The 18,216-nt window shown below is 57.4% G+C and carries 18 protein-coding genes; 8 read left to right on the top strand and 10 right to left on the bottom strand.

The window, feature by feature from the left end:
* Positions 1-41 precede the first annotated feature (41 nt).
* A complete protein-coding gene (locus Poly51_RS09260) occupies positions 42-773 on the bottom strand; it encodes a DUF456 family protein (protein ID WP_146456549.1) in 732 nt (243 codons plus the stop codon).
* A 265-nt stretch (positions 774-1,038) separates the two neighbouring features.
* On the opposite strand from Poly51_RS09260, the gene Poly51_RS09255 reads away from it, so the two are divergent.
* Entirely contained in the window at positions 1,039-1,653 is a 615-nt protein-coding gene (locus tag Poly51_RS09255) for an HNH endonuclease (RefSeq protein ID WP_146456547.1), read from the top strand.
* Positions 1,654-1,754: 101 nt separating this feature from the next.
* Positions 1,755-2,183: a hypothetical protein gene (locus Poly51_RS09250; RefSeq protein WP_146456545.1), complete on the top strand. Its 429-nt coding sequence runs from the start codon at positions 1,755-1,757 to the stop codon at positions 2,181-2,183.
* Positions 2,184-2,295: 112 nt separating this feature from the next.
* Here Poly51_RS09250 and Poly51_RS09245 read toward each other — a convergent pair whose 3' ends face one another.
* A complete protein-coding gene (locus tag Poly51_RS09245; RefSeq protein ID WP_146456543.1) occupies positions 2,296-2,580 on the bottom strand; it encodes a 4Fe-4S dicluster domain-containing protein in 285 nt (94 codons plus the stop codon).
* Positions 2,581-2,898: 318 nt separating this feature from the next.
* Between Poly51_RS09245 and Poly51_RS09240 the strand changes: the two genes are divergently transcribed.
* Both Poly51_RS09240 and Poly51_RS09235 read left to right on the top strand, forming a co-directional pair.
* Positions 2,899-4,140 (top strand): class I SAM-dependent rRNA methyltransferase, encoded by a 1,242-nt coding sequence (locus Poly51_RS09240; protein ID WP_246114372.1) that lies wholly within the window; start codon positions 2,899-2,901, stop codon positions 4,138-4,140.
* Between the two features lie 161 nt (positions 4,141-4,301).
* Positions 4,302-4,967, top strand: a complete 666-nt coding sequence (locus Poly51_RS09235; protein WP_146456541.1) for an FHA domain-containing protein — start codon at positions 4,302-4,304, stop codon at positions 4,965-4,967.
* A 48-nt stretch (positions 4,968-5,015) separates the two neighbouring features.
* Here Poly51_RS09235 and Poly51_RS09230 read toward each other — a convergent pair whose 3' ends face one another.
* Entirely contained in the window at positions 5,016-5,852 is an 837-nt protein-coding gene (locus tag Poly51_RS09230) for a PEP-CTERM sorting domain-containing protein (RefSeq protein ID WP_146456539.1), read from the bottom strand.
* 319 nt (positions 5,853-6,171) lie between these two features.
* On the opposite strand from Poly51_RS09230, the gene Poly51_RS09225 reads away from it, so the two are divergent.
* Positions 6,172-6,963, top strand: coding sequence for a PEP-CTERM sorting domain-containing protein (locus tag Poly51_RS09225; RefSeq protein ID WP_146456537.1), 792 nt, complete (start codon positions 6,172-6,174; stop codon positions 6,961-6,963).
* A gap of 126 nt (positions 6,964-7,089) precedes the next feature.
* Here the strand turns inward: Poly51_RS09225 and xerD are convergent, their stop codons facing one another.
* Positions 7,090-8,043 (bottom strand): site-specific tyrosine recombinase XerD, encoded by a 954-nt coding sequence (xerD, locus tag Poly51_RS09220; protein ID WP_146456535.1) that lies wholly within the window; start codon positions 8,041-8,043, stop codon positions 7,090-7,092.
* Between the two features lie 173 nt (positions 8,044-8,216).
* On the opposite strand from xerD, the gene galE reads away from it, so the two are divergent.
* Positions 8,217-9,209, top strand: coding sequence for a UDP-glucose 4-epimerase GalE (gene galE / locus Poly51_RS09215; RefSeq protein WP_146456533.1), 993 nt, complete (start codon positions 8,217-8,219; stop codon positions 9,207-9,209).
* Positions 9,210-9,257: 48 nt separating this feature from the next.
* Here galE and folD read toward each other — a convergent pair whose 3' ends face one another.
* Positions 9,258-10,163: a bifunctional methylenetetrahydrofolate dehydrogenase/methenyltetrahydrofolate cyclohydrolase FolD gene (gene folD / locus Poly51_RS09210; protein ID WP_146456531.1), complete on the bottom strand. Its 906-nt coding sequence runs from the start codon at positions 10,161-10,163 to the stop codon at positions 9,258-9,260.
* 172 nt (positions 10,164-10,335) lie between these two features.
* Here folD and Poly51_RS09205 point away from each other — a divergent pair, with 172 nt between their 5' ends.
* Positions 10,336-12,084: an NADPH-dependent assimilatory sulfite reductase hemoprotein subunit gene (locus Poly51_RS09205; protein ID WP_146456529.1), complete on the top strand. Its 1,749-nt coding sequence runs from the start codon at positions 10,336-10,338 to the stop codon at positions 12,082-12,084.
* A 24-nt stretch (positions 12,085-12,108) separates the two neighbouring features.
* Here the strand turns inward: Poly51_RS09205 and Poly51_RS09200 are convergent, their stop codons facing one another.
* The 4 genes from Poly51_RS09200 to Poly51_RS09185 all read right to left on the bottom strand — a co-directional run bounded on the left by Poly51_RS09200 (position 12,109) and on the right by Poly51_RS09185 (position 15,737).
* Positions 12,109-12,984, bottom strand: a complete 876-nt coding sequence (locus tag Poly51_RS09200; RefSeq protein WP_146456527.1) for a dihydroorotate dehydrogenase electron transfer subunit — start codon at positions 12,982-12,984, stop codon at positions 12,109-12,111.
* A gap of 2 nt (positions 12,985-12,986) precedes the next feature.
* Positions 12,987-14,186, bottom strand: a complete 1,200-nt coding sequence (locus tag Poly51_RS09195) for a pseudouridine synthase (protein WP_146456525.1) — start codon at positions 14,184-14,186, stop codon at positions 12,987-12,989.
* An 84-nt stretch (positions 14,187-14,270) separates the two neighbouring features.
* The gene (locus Poly51_RS09190; protein WP_146456522.1) at positions 14,271-14,540 is read right to left on the bottom strand and encodes a membrane or secreted protein; all 270 of its coding nucleotides are present in this window, start codon (positions 14,538-14,540) and stop codon (positions 14,271-14,273) included.
* 207 nt (positions 14,541-14,747) lie between these two features.
* Complete coding sequence (locus tag Poly51_RS09185) at positions 14,748-15,737, bottom strand: type I phosphomannose isomerase catalytic subunit (RefSeq protein ID WP_146456520.1); 990 nt, start codon at positions 15,735-15,737, stop codon at positions 14,748-14,750.
* 148 nt (positions 15,738-15,885) lie between these two features.
* Here Poly51_RS09185 and tatC point away from each other — a divergent pair, with 148 nt between their 5' ends.
* On the top strand, positions 15,886-16,989 hold the full coding sequence (gene tatC / locus Poly51_RS09180) for a twin-arginine translocase subunit TatC (RefSeq protein ID WP_146456518.1): 1,104 nt from the start codon (positions 15,886-15,888) through the stop codon (positions 16,987-16,989).
* On the opposite strand, the gene Poly51_RS09175 is transcribed toward tatC, so the two are convergent.
* Complete coding sequence (locus tag Poly51_RS09175) at positions 16,974-18,206, bottom strand: AMP-binding protein (RefSeq protein ID WP_146456516.1); 1,233 nt, start codon at positions 18,204-18,206, stop codon at positions 16,974-16,976. The two genes, tatC and Poly51_RS09175, sit on opposite strands and share 16 nt — an antisense overlap.
* Positions 18,207-18,216 lie beyond the last annotated feature (10 nt).

Below are 18,216 nucleotides of genomic sequence, written 5' to 3'. Positions count from 1 at the left end.
GTAAGAAAATGGCATCCTAAAGGTCAACGGCAACGGCACGCTCAGTTGACCAGTACGCCACCGATCGCGATCAAAACGATAGCAAGTCCCGCCGCAAATTTTCCTAGGGTGCCGAACGTGCGTCCCCAAAACGCGGCGTGGGCGATCGACCAACTGTCTCGCCACGCTCGGCCGTCGCTCCATTCGCCGTACATCGCACCCGCCATGGCTCCCACGCCGCCAAACAAAATGGCGGCCAGCACTGGCCCGATCACAGGAACGGGCACGCCGATGATGGCTCCGCCGACCGCACCCGCCATCGATCCGATCATCGCAAACAGCGTCGATCGGCGACTGGCCCCCGCCTTTTGAGCACCCATCGCACCAGCCGCGAACTCGACGACTTCGCCAAGCAGCGCGAATCCGAACGCCACGGCCACGGCGGTGTAGCCGATCGCAGCGCGTCCCGAATCGGGGCCTAGCCATGCAAAAAGAGCTAGCAAGGCGACTCCCAACCAATTCCCGGGCAAGGAAATCAGGTTCAACCCCCAGGCAACGATGCAAAGGACGACCAGCATCACTGCCAAAATGACCACTCCGGTGGGGCCCAGCCATTCGATTCCGAACCACTCGGATGCTGGTGAAAACAGCCCGGTGAACCAATCCCACCAACCCAAATCGGCGCTCGGGGCGGCGATCGGGTTTGCGTTAAGGTCCGCGGCCCCGGGCGTCGCCGGACCATCCGACGCGGCGATGTCCAACAACGGTAATGTAGGGAAAGACAGAATGAACATTCGGTGAAGCATCCAGCAGGCGACTTGGTCGGGTGTTACAGTCAATGTCCTGACGATCCGGTCAGTTCGGCCAGCAGCGACGCTTTCTCGCCCAAGCCACTCGTTTTACCCGGTTTTGGGCTCAGCGCCACCACGTTTGACGTCACACGAAGCGCCGTTGGTCGCGAACCTCGTTTTTCCCAATCGAGTCCACGAAGGTAGAATGGGCTGGACCGAGGGTCGTTCAAAAACCACCATCCGAGATAGCCGAGGCAGCGCAGCAACCATGTCGCAGAGTGTGCTCGATACCAATGTTCTCGTTTTGAACCGTTTTTACATGGCGGTTCGGGTGGTCAACGTGCGCCGCGCGTTCACGCTTTTGTATCGTCAATGTGCCGAAGTCATCGACCAAGAAGAGGGTAGCTATCTGAGCTATGACTTCGAGAGTTGGTGCGAGCTGAGCCAATTGACGGCAATGGAAAAGCAACCCGGCGAAGATTACATACAAGCCGTCGGATTCGAATTGCAGGTGCCGCGAATCGTTCGGCTGACCCGTTTCGATAAGTTGCCCATCCAAACGGTGCGGTTCAATCGCAAGAATTTGTTCGCGCGAGACAACCACACTTGCCAGTATTGCGGTCGCAACGAACCGACGAACAAGTTGAGTTTGGACCATGTCGTTCCGCGTTCGCATGGCGGACCGACGACGTGGGAGAACATCGTGTGCTGCTGCCTGCGGTGTAATTCGCGAAAGGGCGGCCGCACGCCCAAGCAAGCGAGGATGAATTTGATGACGCGTCCGGCCAAGCCACGCTTCAACCCGTTGCTGGTCGAATCGTTGGACGATCCGCGTTACGAATGTTGGAAGACATTCTTGCCTGCCGCCGCAGCGGCGGGTTAACGAGAACGTGCGGATTGGCTTCACTCTCCTTCGGGAGAGTGAAGTTGTTGGTTGGTTCGTCGCTGTTTTTTGCACGACACTTACCTGAGGAGAACCAAGCGATGAAGACTTACTTCGTATCGTTCATTCTGTTGGCAATCCTGGTCTTCACCGTGTTGATGATGCGCGGACCGGTGGCTCAGGAAGCGGCGCCGACCCGCACGGTTGATTCTCACCAAGGTGACGCGGAATTCCAGATGTTTGTCGAGCAAGCGATGGCGAGGCTGGACGCCCGCATCGCCCAGCTCGAGAAACAGCCGCTTGCCCCGGCCATGATTCCGGCCCAGCCGCCGAGCAACGATGAATCAATGCCGGCGTGGGCGATCGCTATGCGGCGCGAGATCCAGGAGCTCGATCGCGCCGTCGGCCGTCTGCAAATGCAAATCCAATCGGCCGATCGCGAAACGAACAACCTGCCTCGTGAACTTGATCAAATTCGGCAGAGCATTCGATCACTGGAAAGTTCGGTGAATCGACTGCAACTGAAATAGACCGTTGTGATTGCGAAACGAAAAAAGCCGGACAAGAGTTACACTTGTCCGGCTTCGTTGAATTTCGATCGCGGCCCAAACAGACTCGCCGGTCGTCGACTCACGGATCAGCCTACTGATCGGCGAGCGGTTCTTTCTTTTCGGTGATGACTTCGCATTCGCCCGATTCCGACTTCGTGGCGTTCAGCTCTAGGTAGCTCTTCCATTCTTCGGGAAGGTTATCTTCGTGGAAGATCGCCTCGACCGGGCATTCCGGCACACAGGCTTCACAGTCGATGCATTCTTCCGGGTGGATGTAAAGCATCTGATCACCCTCGTAGAAACACTCCACGGGACAAACGACCACGCAATCGGTGTATTTGCATCCTGAGCAGGGCTCAGCAACAACGTGAGTCATGATTTCGACCTTTCTCTGCGATTCTTATCTGCGGTTGGTTAACTTGTGTATCGACTCGTTGAACGATCGGCTGAAACGAAATCGTTCCCGTGCGCCAATCGCCGTCCGAATTCTAACGGTTGGACAAGCGTTTGTAGCCCCCAGTCGCCCCAAGTTGCCGAAATTTGCGGGTCGTATCGGGCGCGACGTAACGGGCAGGTCGTGGCGGGCCGGCCGGCTGTTTTGGGCTGGGGATTCATCAATTCGCGAAAATCGGTCATCGTATCGATCGTTCTGTTGCTTTCCCCATAACGTCTCGCCCTTATCGGTGGCCCCTTCGTGTCGGATTCTGCATCTCCTGCTGGCTCTTCGTTTTCCTCGGTTCCCGTTCCGCTGCGATTACGACCGTCACGGCAATTCCCGTTTCTCGCTCGGCATCCGTGGGTTCACGCGCACGCGATGGCGGAAGATGGACGCGATTTAGCGTGCGGCCAAGTCGTCGATATTATCGATCACGACGGCAATTGGGTCGCCCGCGGCCTATGCAATCCCGCCAGTCGATTGCGTGTTCGGCTTTACGCTTACGATCAATCGATCGAAGTTGGCCCGGAACTTTGGAAGTCACGCTTGGATGCGGCGATCGCCCGGCGGCGGTTGACCGGTCCGGCGGACCCGATGGCCGCCGAACGATTGTGCTTCAGCGAATCGGACCTATTGAGCGGCATCATCATTGACCGATACGCCGATTGTGTTGGGGTTCAGTTCACCGCGGGCGGTTTGCTGCGTTGGAAAGACGAGATCCTGGATCACCTGAAAACGACGCTCGCGGATTCCGAAACGGGCTGTCGGGCGATCATGGTTCGAGTGGATCCCAAAACGGCCAAGCACGAGGGCATTGAACCGATCGAACACTGGCACGGCGGCACCGAATTGAGTGAGCCGGTCGAGTATCACCAAAACGGACTGCAATTGGCGGTCGATCTGCGCAGCGGTCAAAAGACGGGCGGATATCTGGACCAACGATTGAACCATTTGGCCGTAGCGGGATATTTGACGGGTCGAAGCGTCTTGGATGTGTGCTGTTATCACGGTGGTTTCGGATTGGTAGCGGCCAAACACGGTGCCAAGTCGGTGCTGGGATTGGACAGTAGCGAGGCGGCGCTCGAGGCGGCTCGCGAATCCGCCGAGCGAAACGGAGTCTCGTCCATCGAATTCAAAGCAGCCGACTGTTTTGACGAACTCAAGGCGATGGGAACGCGAGGCGAGCAATTCGACGCGGTGATTTTGGATCCGCCCCGTTTTGCGGGATCGCGTCACCAGGTCGACAACGCCGTTCGAGCGTACCGGCGATTAAACGAGTCGGCACTGGACTTGTTACCCCCCGGTGGAATATTGGCGACGTGCAGTTGCAGTGGCCGTGTTTCGCGGAGCGACTTTTTGAACATGTTGTTGGATGTGGGGCGTCGTCGGCGACGCGATATCGTGATGTTGGAAAACCGCGGGCCATCGCCAGATCACCCGGTCGCGATCTCGTGCCCGGAAAGCGATTATTTGAAGTGTGTGATCGCCCAGGTCTGGTAATCCGCCCGTCAACGAATTTGCCGGTCAACCAATTCAATGCGAGCAACCCGGCGCAAAAGTAACTCGATACGCTCGAAAATCGGTGACTTACGCCGACAACGCGTCTATACTTGTTTGCAATCGAAGATGCTCATCCTGACCTTCCTGTTCTGGAGTGCCCCATGACGGGCGTGACGCTGAAGATCCTTCACGGGGCCGATCGTGGCAAAGTCTACGAAACGCTCGAACCGCCGTTCACGGTGGGTCGCGAGGAAGGCAACGACATCCAGTTGAACGACGAACGTGTCAGCCGTTGTCATTTCAAAGTCCAACGTGACAACGACCGATTGGTTTTGACAGACTTGGACAGCACCAACGGCACCAAGGTAAACGGTACCGAGTGTCAGTTAAAGATTCTGCGTCACGGAGACTTGATCGCCGTCGGCCGCAGTTTGATGCTGGTCGGTTCGGAATCACAAATCGCGGCGCGATTGGCGGCGATGGGCACCGAAAATCCGACGCTCAGTCGCGAGATGGGATCGTCGGAAAATTCAATCGTTGTCGAGTTGAATCATGAATCGAAGAGTCCGTTTCCGGCGGAAGTGATTCACGTCCAAGAAGTTCCATCGATCCCCGATGAACTGTCGCCGGGCCAAAAAGCACAGTTGTGCGAAATCCTTGATTACCTTCAGTCTCGATTGCACAAGTTAATCGAAACGGCGCGGACCGACGAAAACAATCAAGAAGTCGTGCTCAAGCTTTCCTCATGGCAACGACTGCTCGACACGCAATCGCGTCTGGCCGGCATGACGCGGCAAATCGCTGACCCGGAGTGGCCCATTAAGTAGTGCGTCGAAGGCGTGCGTGCTTGACTTGTTCGGCATCGAGGGATGCGACTACGCAAACCTGAAGCCCGGATACCTTCTTTTTAGCTGGGTTCCCAACAGGACCAGGATTCCAATTCCGAACAGCGATAGGGATGTTGGCTCGGGGACTGCGGTCGCACGTGCAACGTACACCAGCGAATTGGCCAAAATCAGATTGCCGTCTGTCCCGGGGTCCCAGGACCCCGACAAGCCTGTGTCGGAAAGCGGGAAGAATGCCAAATCGATTCGTGACACCCCGTTGATGGTGCGTTCGGCCACAAGTGGATCGCCGCTCGACAATGACGCAATCACCGTCGCGTTCGCATTTGGGGTCGTCGAAGTCAAAAAGGAACTGGTTCCGTTCGCGAAACTGGATACCCCCTGCATCACCGGATGAAGTGCGTCATAAGCATCCAAGGTAGCGTTTGGCGTCATGCTCTCGCTTCCACCATTGTCCTCCAACGCGTAATACCCACCGTTTTTGAAGCGAAAATCGCCATTGATCCTCCAACTTTGGGAGTAAGAAAATGGAGCAGCGACCACTCCGCCTCCGCCATCAATGTAGTCGTCAAGGACGTTTCCAAGGGGAGTCCCAAAACCCTGGAAATACGAGTTGCTCCAAACCAGCACGGCGTCGTATTGATTGAGATATGCAAGCGTAGGTGTTGAACTGGCCACCGCAAAGTCATCGATCGTGCTGAAGTTACCGGTCGCTAGCAGGTTGTTTCGAACCGCGTCCACATTTGTCGGCGAGTCTGCACCGAGAAGTGCCACCGATACCAAATCGGCACGAGCATGTAGCGAAATGCTGCACACGACAGCAATTGCGATGACCGCTCGTGTGGCTTGAAAAGAGTGACCTACCATGGCTAACCTTCATTGACGACAGTGGTGTAACTAGAGCCCCCAAATAGGGTGCACTTCGCTTCGACGAATGCAATGGCATACCAAATGGATTATGTATCCCTGGATTGTCTGCGATTGTGCGGTGAGACGTGGCGATGAAAGCGGGTTCATACCGTGGTCCTACGCCGCCAGTCTTGTGCTGACTAACCTTTTCCGTGCCTTTCTGTTTGAGCTCGACTCGGCTCATGTTTGAAAAGCCGAATCAATCGTGCCCCGTCGCGCTAGTCGCTCTTCGTTTGGAATTCACCATCAACGCCGCATTACTTTGCAGAGAAAAGAGATGAAGAAGCTTCTGAAATTGACCGCGTTCTTGCTTGCCGGGTTGATAGGCCATGCGGCCCAAGGCGATTTGATTTACGGTGTCGACTCCAATGGAGATCGATTGGTTACCATCGATTCAGCTACACTCGATTTCACTGTGGTCGGATCAATCTCAACCCAACCCATTTCAATTTCGGGGCTCGCCTTCAGTCCAACTGGGGCACTCTTCGGACTCGATTACAGTACGGGGAACCTGTATGGCATTAACCCCAACGACGTTTCCATTTCGCTCATTGGGGCCACTGGATTTACGAGCGTCGATGGTCTCGCGATCGACTCATTCGGAAACGCATTTAGTATGAGTCGCAATACGAAGGAACTCCTGTCGGTAAATTTGGCAACGGGGTTGGCCACTGCTATCGGTTCGCATAACGCATCGATTGTGGCCGGGCTTGAGTTTGACAATGAAAATTTGCTTTATGGTGTCAATACGCTCAATCGCGAACTGGTAACGATCAGCACTGAGACTGGCGGTATCATCAACTCGGTTAGCCTATCCGATGTCGCGCAAGGGCTCGCATTCGATAGCTCCAATAATCTATTTTCGGTCGACAACGGTAACCCAGAACGTTTTCTGTCACTCGACAAGGCAACGGGTGGTGTCACGCAGTTGAGCTTTTTGCCGATCGAATCGATCAGCGACTTGGCTGTAAAGCGATTCGTTGCTGTTCCCGAACCTTCTTCCCTTGCATTTTGCGGCTTAAGTTGCCTGGGTGCGATTTTCTTTCGCCGTCGCCCCAAGAGGCTGTAGATTCTTTTTAAGAAGAACGAAAGCATGGGATTGGGTCAGGTAGCCAATCGCACCGTGCGGACAATGTGTGTTGAATTCCGTTCGGCAAACTCGTGCGTCTAAAATCTTTTAGCCTTGCGTCGTGCGTCACGCCCGCGGGTGAAACTGCTGGTGGACCTTCTTCAGTCGCGAGTGTTCCACGTGCGTATAGATCTGCGTCGTTTGGATACTGGCGTGACCGAGCATTTCTTGGACTTGCCGCAAGTCCGCGCCGCCGGCCAATAAATGGGTCGCGAAACTGTGACGCAACGAGTGGGGGCTGATCGCCGAGTCGATGCCGACACGTCGCGCGTACAATTTGACCATCCGCCAAAGCTGGATCCGATCCAGCGGTCTGCCGCTGCGAGATAGAAAGAGTTCCTCGGGCGGATGCGGCATCTTGGCCGCCAACTCGCCTCGCAGTTCGGCACAGTATCGCTGGATCGCCGCGATCGCGGTCGATCCGATCGGCACCATCCGCTGCTTGCCGCCCTTGCCTTCGCATTTCAAATAGCGATCGGCCAATGACAGGTCGCGAACACGCAGTGTGCAAACCTCCGACGCTCGGCATCCGGTCGCGTACAACACTTCCAACATCGCCACGTCACGCTGCCAATACTTGTCGGTCTTCTTCGGCGATCTCAGGAACGTGTCGACCTGGCGAGTCGACAGGACCGTGGGCATCCGCTGCCACATCTTTTGGGTGGCCAGCAATTCGGCCGGGTTGTCCTGGACGACGCCCTCGAGCTGCAGAAACTTGAAAAACGTACGAACGGCGACCAAATTACGGGCGATCGACGCGGGCGCCAGATCGAATGTTCGCAATTGGCCCATGTAGTCCGTCAGGTCGCCGACCGTCAAACCGCCCAGTCGCCGATCGCCCACCCAAGTCACAAAACGAGTCATGTCGCGACCGTAGGCGGCAACCGAATTGGCCGCCAAATGGCACTCGCCGCGTAGATAGTCCAGGAAATCGCTACACAACGTTTGCGTCGCCCGACCCGACTTCGGCGCCGGACCGGACTGGGCAAGTTGCTGCAGTTTCGTGGTTCGCTTTGCCATCAAATGGATCCGGGGAGTGGGGAAATCGCATCGCTAGCGCAGGGCTGCCGTCAAAGGTTTCCCTTTCGGCGGATCGATCGACTATCTATTCTGGTCGTCGAAACCTGCCCTCCGCGAACAATCGGCGGACGAGCTTTCGGGTTGTCCGGATTCCTCTTGAGTATCACTTTGTTATGAATGTTTTGGTTGTCGGCGGCGCCGGTTACATCGGTTCACACGCAGTCCGTACGTTGATGGACGCCGGGCACACGGTCACGGTTTACGACAACCTCTCGCGAGGCCACGCCGGTGCGGTCCCGCCGGGAATGTTGGTGCAGGGCGATTTGGCCGATCAAGCCAAGTTGGTGTCGACGCTGAAGGGCAAGAAGATCGACGCGGTCATGCACTTCGCCGCGTTCGCACTGGTCAACGAATCCGTCAACGATCCATCGCTGTACTATCGCAACAACGTGATCGCGGCGCTCGAATTGCTTGATGCGATGCGAGAAGCCGACGTCAAAAAGATTGTTTTCAGCAGCACGACGGCCACCTACGGTGAACCCGAAATCGTGCCGATCCCTGAAACCACGCCACAGCATCCCATCAACCCGTACGGGTTTACCAAGTTGGTGATTGAACAGGCGCTGGCCGACTATGCCGCCGCATATGGATTCGCTTACGCGGCGCTGCGATACTTCAACGCCGCTGGTGCTCGGCCCGACGGAACGATCGGCGAAGACCACACGCCGGAATCTCACTTGATCCCGATCGTGTTGCAAGTCGCGCTGGGGCAACGTGAAGCCATCACCATTTACGGCGACGACTATCCGACGCCCGATGGAACTTGTATCCGCGACTACATCCACATCGACGATCTGGGCGCTGCCCACTTGGCGGCGATGGAGCGTTTGGAAGCGGGCAAGGGATTGTGCGTGAACCTTGGCACCGGCAAAGGCACCAGCGTCCGTGAGATCATCGACGCCTGCCGCGAAGTCACCGGCCACGCGATCCCCGAAATCATGGGAACGCGGCGTGCGGGCGATCCGCCAGAATTAGTCGCCGATGCCCGTTTGGCCAAGAAGTTGCTCGGATGGGAGCCCAAGTATACCGACGTGAAATCGATCATCGAAACGGCATGGCGATGGCACCAGAGCCATCCCAAGGGATACGCTTCGGCATCGGTTTGATCGGGCTTGTACCGTTAACGCTTGGCGTTGAGCTTGGCGTTGACCGGGCTAGGACTGCTTCGCGGCCAGCAGCGTATTGTGCAGCAGCATCGCGATCGTAAGTGGGCCGACGCCTCCGGGCACCGGTGTGATTGCCGACGCCTTGTCCATCGCTTCGGCAAAGTTCACGTCGCCGACCAACTTGTAGCCGCCAGCGCCGTCTTCGACTCGATTGATACCGACGTCGATCACCACGGCCCCATCGGCAACCATGTCGCCGCCGATCATTTCCGGGACGCCGACAGCCGCGATCAGGATGTCGGCGGATCGACAAACTTCGGCCAGGTTGGCGGTTCGGCTGTGGGCGATCGTGACGGTAGCGTTGGCAACCTCGCGGCCACACGAACCGTCTCGCTGGGCCAACATCATGGCCATCGGTTTGCCGACGATGTCGCTGCGGCCGACGACGACGACGTGCTTGCCGGCCACCGAGATCTTTTCGCGATGCAAAAGCTGGACGATGCCGTGTGGGGTACAGGGCAAGAACCTGGGCCGGCCTTGCATCAAAAGGCCCACGTTGACGGGGGAAAACGCGTCGACATCCTTGTTCGGATCGACCGTGTCCAAAATCGCCCGCTCGTTAAAGCCTTGTCCGCCATTGCCGCCCGCCGGCAGCGGCAATTGGACCAAGATGCCGTGAACGGCCGGATCGGCGTTGAGCCCGCGGACGACTTCGACCAATTGGATTTGGGTCGTATCGGCGGGAAGTCGCATCGTCCGGCCGTCGATTCCCGCTTTTTCACAGGCTTTGGCTTTGTTTCGCACATAAACCTGGCTGGCCGGGTCTTCGCCGACCAGAACGGCCGTCAAACACGGCGTCGGCCCGCCCGATTGCACGAATGCACGGACTTCGTTGCCCACTTCGTCACGAATTTCTGCGGCGACGCGTTTGCCGTCCAAGAGTCTCGCTGTCATCGATTTCACTTCCAATACGTCCGAATTGATCGCCATAGTGAGAAACGGCGGCGACCGGTATAGTTACGCAGAAGGCTGGAGCTGCGGAAACTGTAACGAATCGCATTGAAAAGCACCGCCCGGCGAATCTTCGCCCCCCACGTATTAGAAATCACACAGGATTTGTGTCTCGATGTCTACCGACACACCAAAATTAAGCCCCGTCGAATCGATCAAAACCGCCAGCAAGTATTTGAAGGGCACGATCGGTGAAGAAGTCGCCGCTCCCGTCGACCACTTCGATAAAGACAATCTGCAATTGCTGAAGTTTCACGGTTCGTACCAGCAAGACGACCGCGATGCACGGGGAGCCGCCAAGAAGGAAGGCGGCGGAAAAGCCTATTCGATGATGCTGCGGCTGCGGATTCCCGGTGGTCGGATCACATCAGACCAGTTTTTGTCGATGCTGGATGCCTGTGAAGAACTGGGCAACTCGACAATGAAAATCACAACCCGCCAAACGATCCAGTTGCACGGAATCCTGAAGGACAACCTGCGGCCGACGATCAAGCGGATCAACGATATGGCGTTGTCGACACTTGCCGCCTGCGGCGACGTGAACCGAAACATCATGTGCTGTCCGGCCAAGCGGACCGGCAACGTTCACGCCCAAATCGAAGCGTTGACCGACGAGTTGACCACCGCGATGGCGCCGCAAACGAGTGCCTACCACGAACTTTGGCTAACCGATCCCGAATCCGGCGAAAAGACGCTGGAAGGCGGCGGCAACGAGGGTCCCACCGTTCATGGCCGCGTCAGTGGCGATGCCGTTGAACCGCTTTACGGTGCGACGTACTTGCCGCGTAAGTTCAAAATGGGCATCGGTTTTCCTGACGACAATTGCGTCGACCTTTACACCCAAGATATCGGGCTGTTGGCGATCGTCCGCGACGACAACGTGATCGGATACAACGTGTTGGTCGGCGGCGGCATGGGCACCACGCCGTCGGCGGCGAAGACATTCCCGGCGTTGGCCAAGCGAATGGCGTTTGCGACGCCCGAGCAAGTTGTCGCAGTTTGCCAGTGTGTTTTGCAAGTTCAACGCGACAACGGAAATCGCGCCGACCGTAAGGTGGCGAGACTGAAGTACCTGATCGCCGAGTGGGGCATCGAAAAGTTCCGCGCCGAAGTCGAAAAGTACTACGGCGAAAAGTTGGCCGACTGCACGCCCGACGACGTTCACGAAGTGGACGATCACATGGGTTGGCAAGCGCAAGGCGACGGCAAGTGGTCGTATGGCTTGAACATCGAAAACGGCCGTTTGTACGACGACAACAACCACCAGCTCAAAGCGGCTTTGCGTGCGGTGTGCCACGAATTCAAAACCGAAATTCGTATGACGGGTCACCAAAGCGTGATCTTCACCGACATTGCCGAAGCGGACAAAGACAAGCTGATCGGTCTGGTCAAGCAGAACCAAATGCCGATCACCGAAGACACCAGCACCGTTCGTCGTTGGTCGATGTCGTGCGTAGCGCTTCCGACGTGTGGACTTGCGATTACCGAAAGCGAGCGTCGGCTGCCCAGCATCATCGATGGCTTAGAAGCACCGTTGGCGAAATTGGGATTGGCAAAAGAAAGATTCACGATCCGAATGACGGGTTGCCCCAACGGATGCGCTCGTCCCTACAACGCGGACATCGCGTTGGTTGGGAAAGCCAAGGACAAGTACACGGTGTTCGCCGGCGGCGGTTGGCTGGGGAATCGATTGGCGTTCATCTACAAGGACTTGGTATCGGATGACGTCGTGGTGGATGAGCTAATCGCGATTTTCGCAGCGTTCAAAGCGAACCGAGAAGGCACCGAGTCACTAGGCGATTTCTGCACCCGCGTTGGCGCCGAAGACCTGGCCGTGATGGCCGAGGCGGCACCGAAGCCATAGAGACCGGCGAGGGCTTCGCAGCACTCAATCCCAGCAAAGTTTCTCGGCGTCAAAGATCGGGCCTTCGACACAGGTCCGTTTGTAGTCCCATTCACCGTCGTCTTGGCGGATTTTGGCGACGCATGAGAAACAGATGCCGATGCCGCACGCCATGGGCGTTTCCATGCTGACTTGGCAATCGACGCCCGCGGCTTCACACGTCTGAGCCACTTTTTGCATCATGATTTCGGGGCCGCACGTCACTACACGGACTCGCGTGCCCGCTTCGATTGTGGACAGTCGTTCGGCCAGGACGTCTGGCACCAGACGTTTTTCGCCGACGGAACCATCGTCGGTACACAGGGTGACATCGAATCCGGCGCCGCGAAAATCGTCGACACCGGCCAACAGACTTGCTCGCCGGGCGCCGTAGATGATTTCCGCTGAGCTTGCCCATCCCGACGCTCGGTCGACACCGAACGTTCGCGTACCCAGTGCCTCTTGGCCCAGCAGCAACATCGGCGTTTGTCCGATACCGCCAACCGCCATGATCAGTCGGTCGCACGGACGATTAGAAAATCCATTGCCCAGCGGTCCCCACACCGTGACTTCGGTACCGACTTGGCAGTTCGCCAGCGCCGTCGTCATCACGCCTTTGCGAAGGTAAACCAAGTCGATGCACCGGAGTGATCCCGATTCGTCGGCGATCACGTCATAGACCGCAAGGGCTCGTCCGATCAGTGGCGCGTTGATTCCCTTGATCCGGATCATCACGAATTGCCCCGGCACCACGGCCGCGGCGAGCGTTGGTGCAACGATTCGGATGCGATAGGTTTCTTCGCCAACCGGTTCATTCCATTCGATCGCGCCGTCGATTTGCACCATCGAATCGGCGTAGTAGTCGGCATGCAGTTTTGACATCGTTATCGTTTCTTCGTGCCTCGTCCCGAAGAACGGCCACCGCCGCCCTTACCCTTGAATCCTTTTCGCTTCGCGCCGCGAGATGGTGGTCGACTTGATCGCGTTCCTTCGCCATCGGCGTCACGCCCCGCCGCGTTTCGCTTTCCGCCTTTGGGGCGCGGTTGGACGACGTGCTCTTTCTGTTGTGAGCGGTCCAGTTTCGGGCTCGCATCGCCGCCGATGATGACGCCGCCACTCGAAGGTTTCTTCGGCAGCGAAAACGTCGCCGGCGTCGACTTCGTTGCGGCACGCCCGACTTTCTTGCCGCTTGATTTCCCGGCCGTATTGCCACCCGGTTTTGTCGTTCGACTGGAAGCCTTTACGCCGTACTTCTTTGCTGCTCGCTTGGCGCCACTGGATCGTTTTTGCGCCGAAGTCGCGGCCGATTCTTTCTCGGCGGCTTCGCAGGCGGCCCACAGCTTGTCGACTTCATCACGAGCAACGACTCGGTACGCGCCCGGCGGCATGTCCCCCAATTTCAGTGGTCCGACAGCGATCCGGCGCAATTGTTGTACCTTGTGACCGAAACGGGCGAAGATGCGGCGGATTTCGCGGTTCTTGCCTTCGCGAAGGGTGACTTCAAGCTCGCTCGATTTTGCTTTCGACTTCAGCAGCTTCGCGCCATCGACTTTGACGAAGCCCTCGGCGATGTAGATGCCTTCACGCATCTTCTTCATCGTTTCGTTTTCGACTTTGCCCGCGACGATCACGCGATAGACTTTTTTCACGCCGAAGCTGGGGTGCGTCAATTGCTGGGCCAGTTCACCGTCGTTGGTCAGCAGGATCAGACCCTCGCTGCTGAGGTCCAACCGACCGACCGGGAACACGCGTTCGTCGGGTGGCACCAAGTCGACGACTCGCGGCCGGCCCTGGGGATCGCGATTGGTCGTGACCACACCGACGGGTTTGTTGACGGCGTAGTAAACCGTTTTCTGTTTCCGCAGCGGCTGGCCGTCGACCAGGATCTTTTGAGTTTCCGGGTCGACCGAAGATCCCAGTTTGTCGACGACCACGCCATCGACGTGGACGCGGCCGTCTTCGATCAATTCCTCGCACTGGCGTCGCGAACCAAAGCCCGCGCCGGCCAAAACACGTTGCAGACGCAGCGTGGAGGGATCGCCTGCGGAGTTCGAGGGGCGTTTCTTGGCGGTTTTACGAGGCATGATGGTCTTGGAGTTGAATGGGCGTTAACCACCCAACCTACCAAAACCGAGTCCAATCCCGTAGTGGATCAATCCGAGCAATCACTAACGTCCCAGCCAAGGCATCGCGTCGGGTACCAGTCGATTCCGCACGGCTTCGGGCAGGGGTTGTTGGTAATCCGGTGGTCGAGACGCCAATTCGTCCGGAGCGATGCCGTTTTGAGGAAACGGATCGTGGGCGATCGCGTTGGCTTGTTGCTGGTTCATCGGCCCGGCGGGCGGGAAAAAACCGTTACCCCGACATCCGGAAATGGCGATGGCCGCAATTGCAGCCAAACCGAAACTGGAAAGAGACGCGAATCGGCGACCTGTCATGACGATGAATTCCCAAGAAACTGGTTGATCGGGGGGCGTCCCGCGGCCAACCATACATAGGTTTCGCCGTCACTTGTAAGAGCGACTTTGTCACCCGAAGGAATGACGTGTGGGATCAAGGTCTCGATCGACCGACTGGCACCACGCTTAGCAAGCATTCCGTTCCGATCCCTGAGGAATCGTGGAACCCAGTTCGGGTCGTTCGCATCAGTCCGGCAAGTGCGACGCCATCACGACGGAATCAGGCGATGGCACCGCAACTTTGCACGTCGACGATGCCGCCGGTAACAGCATGGTTGTGCCCGCACCGAGTGTCTGAGTCTCGCCGGCGAATTCCAATGTCACTCGCCCGCGTGGAACGGTCACGATGTGAAACTTGCCGTCGCCGCCGAGGGTGTCGACGCCCTTGGTCATCAATTGCATCACGAACTTGTCGCTCTGGACCATCGTTTGCCAGCCTGCGACTTCTTCGTCCGGACGCCGGGGCATCACAGGACCCGATGCATAGTCCGTCACGTCCAGGCTCTTTGAAATATGAAGCGGCCGGCTGTTGCCTTGCTCGTCGACGCGATTCCAATCGAACAAACGGAAGGTCGTATCACTGGATTGCTGGATTTCGGCAATCACCAGACCCGCACCGAGGGCGTGTACCGTTCCGGCGGGGATGAAAACGATGTCGCCGACCTGAGGCTGAAATGAATGCAGTGCCTGTTCGGTTTGACCCGCCTGCACCGCTTCACGCAGAGTCGCTTTGTTGACGTCCGATTTCAGACCGGCATAAATCAGGCTTCCTGGATCGGCAGCAACGACATACCAGGCTTCGGTTTTTCCCAAGTCGGGTTGGCTCATCTGGGCGGCGTATCGATCGTCGGGGTGAACTTGGACCGACAGGACGCGGTTGCAATCGAGATATTTGAACAGCAGCGGAAACCGCCCCGATCCTTTCGAATCGATTCCCTTTACATCTACATCGCCGAGCAACCACTTGCGGTTAGACGCAATGACTTCTGCCAACGTCTTTCCGGCCAGCGGACCGTCGGCGACAACGCTCTGGTCAGCCCCATGATCGACGATATCCCAACTTTCGGCATAATTGGAATCTGCGCCGATGGGCTTGCCCAATTGGGTGCCTAAGCGGCGACCGCCCCAAATGGTTTGCTTCAAAACGGGGTGAAAGGTGAGCGGATAGGCATTCATCGGCGTATTTTTGTCGGTGACAACCAAGATTTTGCGACGTTCAGGATATCGGTGGCCCGGGCGTTTTCGCCGCCGGCTGTTACACTGTTGGAAATATACGTCCCTTTTTAACGCCAGAGCAGATTCTGGCCCATGTGAGACACGATTCGTGGACCGATTGGCTCGCCCCAAAGACGACCTGTTTGACAATTCGACGATGACGTTCGGGGAGCACCTGGATGAACTTCGCCAAAGTTTGGTGAAGGCAATCATGTGGTTGACCTTCGGGATGTTGTTCGGGTTGTTCTTCGCTGACAGCGTGATTTTGTTCATTCAAAAACCGCTGGAATCTGCGATCCGCGAATTCCAGGCCGATCGCGACTTGTATCGGATGGGTTACGATCCGAAATCCGACGAAGTCAAACCGCTTCGGGCCTTCCTTTCGGGCGGATCACTGGTCGCGGAGATCGTCTACGACGTTCCCGAAGAATATCAAAACCTAACGATGGATTCGTTGCGGGCCGTGGTGCCACCGGCGAGCGATGCCGATGTTTCGGTGTCGGGCCAAACGTCCACCGACGAAACCGCTCAGGTCACGATCGAGCCTCGAGAGTTGGCCAATATCCTGGGATCGATTCCCGACCCGGCGAAACTGAAGCCACGTCTTCAACTGCGTCAAAACAAGACCGGCCTCAGTTCGTTGAAGATGGAAGAGCCGTTCATGATCTGGGTCAAAGCCGGATTGATCGTCGGTGCTGTCTTTGCATCGCCGATGATTTTCTATCACATCTGGTCATTCGTGGCGGCGGGACTTCATGACCACGAGCGACGCTATGTGTACGTCTATCTGCCGATCTCCGTGTTGCTTTTCATCAGCGGTGTGATCTTGGCGTTCTTTCTGGTGCTGCATTATGTGTTGGCATTCCTGTTGGCGTTCAACGGTTCCATGGATGTCGCCATCGAGCCGCGGCTTTCGTACTACGTCAACTTCGTTCTGATGCTGCCACTGGGATTCGGAATCGCGTTCCAATTGCCACTGGTGATGTTGTTCATCCAACGCATCGGGCTGCTGGAGACACAGGCCTTCATCGATAGCTGGAAGGTCGCGGTACTGGTGATCAACGTGATCGCGATGATCGTGACGCCGGCCGACGTGACCAGCATGATCGCGTTGGCGATCCCGCTGATGTTCTTGTACATGTTGGGCATCCTGATGTGCAAATTCATCCCGCGAGGCCGCGGCCTGGGCAGCGACGCCTACGACCCGGCATAGCGTCGTTGGACGACCTTTCGGCGGATCGTTCCCTTCGCGGTCAGTTCGCCTTGCTCGATCGATAACGGTGGATCGAAGCGATGGACGGTCGCGCGGCGGCATTCGGGATGCTTCAATAGCAATGCGCGGATTTCGGTCTCGCTCGCATCACCATCGATCCACAGCTCAAGCCGTGTTCGCCAAACCAGCATCGCGTGGCGGACGCCGGCGAGTTGTTCGACGTCTCGCTCGATCGGCGACGGCGAAATTTTTCGGCCGTTGTCCATCACGATCACATCGTCGACGCGGCCGAGAATTTGAAGCTGACCCGTTGCCGCATCACGCTGGACCAAATCGCCGGTCCGTAACCAACCCTCGGCGTCGACTTTATTTCGCGTCGCCTGTTCATCGCCCCAGTACCCTTTCATCACGTGCGGCCCGCGGACGAACAATTCACCGTCGCGAATTTCATGCTCCCATCCGTCGACAAAGTCGCCAACGAAACCCGCCGTCGCATTGTCGGGCGTCGCGCTGCAAATCACGGGTCCCGTTTCGGTCAAGCCGTATCCCTGGATCACCGTCACCCCGAGTCGCTTGAATTGCTCGAATGCTGCGACCGAAATCGGCGCGCCTCCGCAGCCAAGCAACCGCAGTCGCTCCAATCCGATCGCGTCCAAGTCATGCTGGAGCAGTCGGTAGGCGATCGACGGAACGACGTTCATCAACGTCGGAGAAACCAACGGCGCAAGCTGAATCAAGCCTTCAAAGCCGTGTGTCACTGCCAGCGTGCAACCGCTGATCAGCCAAGTGCCAAAGTCACTGGTTCTGGCATAGGCGTGCGAGAGCGGCAAAACGGTCAATCGAACGTCGTCGTTGGATTGCGGAACGGCGGCCAGCTTTGCCGCCGCATTGCCGTACAAGTTGTCGTGCGTTAACACGACACCCTTGGGCTGTGAAGTCGTTCCGCTGGTTTGCAGAACAATCGCTGCATCGCCACCGACGTCGACCGGCCCGTCGGCCATGGGTGCCGAACGCGGATCGACCGAAACTTCCATGACACCCGCCCGCATCGCCGCCAGGATGTCGACGATCTGTTCGAACGTGTTGTCCGAAGGGATGCGAGAGAACGGAAGATTCGAGAAAGCAGCCGAGCGAGCATCGACGGCGCGAGCAAGTTCTGCCCAAGTCGCCGTTATCAATTCACCCGCTTTTAACTCACACGATCGGCGGCGAGACACCAACGCACTC

The organism is Rubripirellula tenax (assembly GCF_007860125.1).
Classification (GTDB): domain Bacteria; phylum Planctomycetota; class Planctomycetia; order Pirellulales; family Pirellulaceae; genus Rubripirellula; species Rubripirellula tenax.
This window is presented reverse-complemented; position numbering and strand designations above follow the sequence as displayed.

Excerpts from the sequence above, each read along its gene's own strand:
- galE (WP_146456533.1), top strand. The coding sequence starts at position 8,217 with ATGAATGTTTTGGTTGTCGGCGGCGCCGGTTACATCGGTTCACACGCA.
- Poly51_RS09200 (WP_146456527.1), bottom strand. The coding sequence starts at position 12,984 with ATGTCAAAACTGCATGCCGACTACTACGCCGATTCGATGGTGCAAATC.
- folD (WP_146456531.1), bottom strand. The coding sequence starts at position 10,163 with ATGACAGCGAGACTCTTGGACGGCAAACGCGTCGCCGCAGAAATTCGT.
- Poly51_RS09260 (WP_146456549.1), bottom strand. The coding sequence starts at position 773 with ATGTTCATTCTGTCTTTCCCTACATTACCGTTGTTGGACATCGCCGCG.
- Poly51_RS09255 (WP_146456547.1), top strand. The coding sequence starts at position 1,039 with ATGTCGCAGAGTGTGCTCGATACCAATGTTCTCGTTTTGAACCGTTTT.
- Poly51_RS09195 (WP_146456525.1), bottom strand. The coding sequence starts at position 14,186 with ATGCCTCGTAAAACCGCCAAGAAACGCCCCTCGAACTCCGCAGGCGAT.
- Poly51_RS09250 (WP_146456545.1), top strand. The coding sequence starts at position 1,755 with ATGAAGACTTACTTCGTATCGTTCATTCTGTTGGCAATCCTGGTCTTC.
- xerD (WP_146456535.1), bottom strand. The coding sequence starts at position 8,043 with ATGGCAAAGCGAACCACGAAACTGCAGCAACTTGCCCAGTCCGGTCCG.
- Poly51_RS09230 (WP_146456539.1), bottom strand. The coding sequence starts at position 5,852 with ATGGTAGGTCACTCTTTTCAAGCCACACGAGCGGTCATCGCAATTGCT.
- Poly51_RS09245 (WP_146456543.1), bottom strand. The coding sequence starts at position 2,580 with ATGACTCACGTTGTTGCTGAGCCCTGCTCAGGATGCAAATACACCGAT.
- Poly51_RS09235 (WP_146456541.1), top strand. The coding sequence starts at position 4,302 with ATGACGGGCGTGACGCTGAAGATCCTTCACGGGGCCGATCGTGGCAAA.
- Poly51_RS09190 (WP_146456522.1), bottom strand. The coding sequence starts at position 14,540 with ATGACAGGTCGCCGATTCGCGTCTCTTTCCAGTTTCGGTTTGGCTGCA.
- Poly51_RS09185 (WP_146456520.1), bottom strand. The coding sequence starts at position 15,737 with ATGAATGCCTATCCGCTCACCTTTCACCCCGTTTTGAAGCAAACCATT.
- Poly51_RS09225 (WP_146456537.1), top strand. The coding sequence starts at position 6,172 with ATGAAGAAGCTTCTGAAATTGACCGCGTTCTTGCTTGCCGGGTTGATA.
- Poly51_RS09205 (WP_146456529.1), top strand. The coding sequence starts at position 10,336 with ATGTCTACCGACACACCAAAATTAAGCCCCGTCGAATCGATCAAAACC.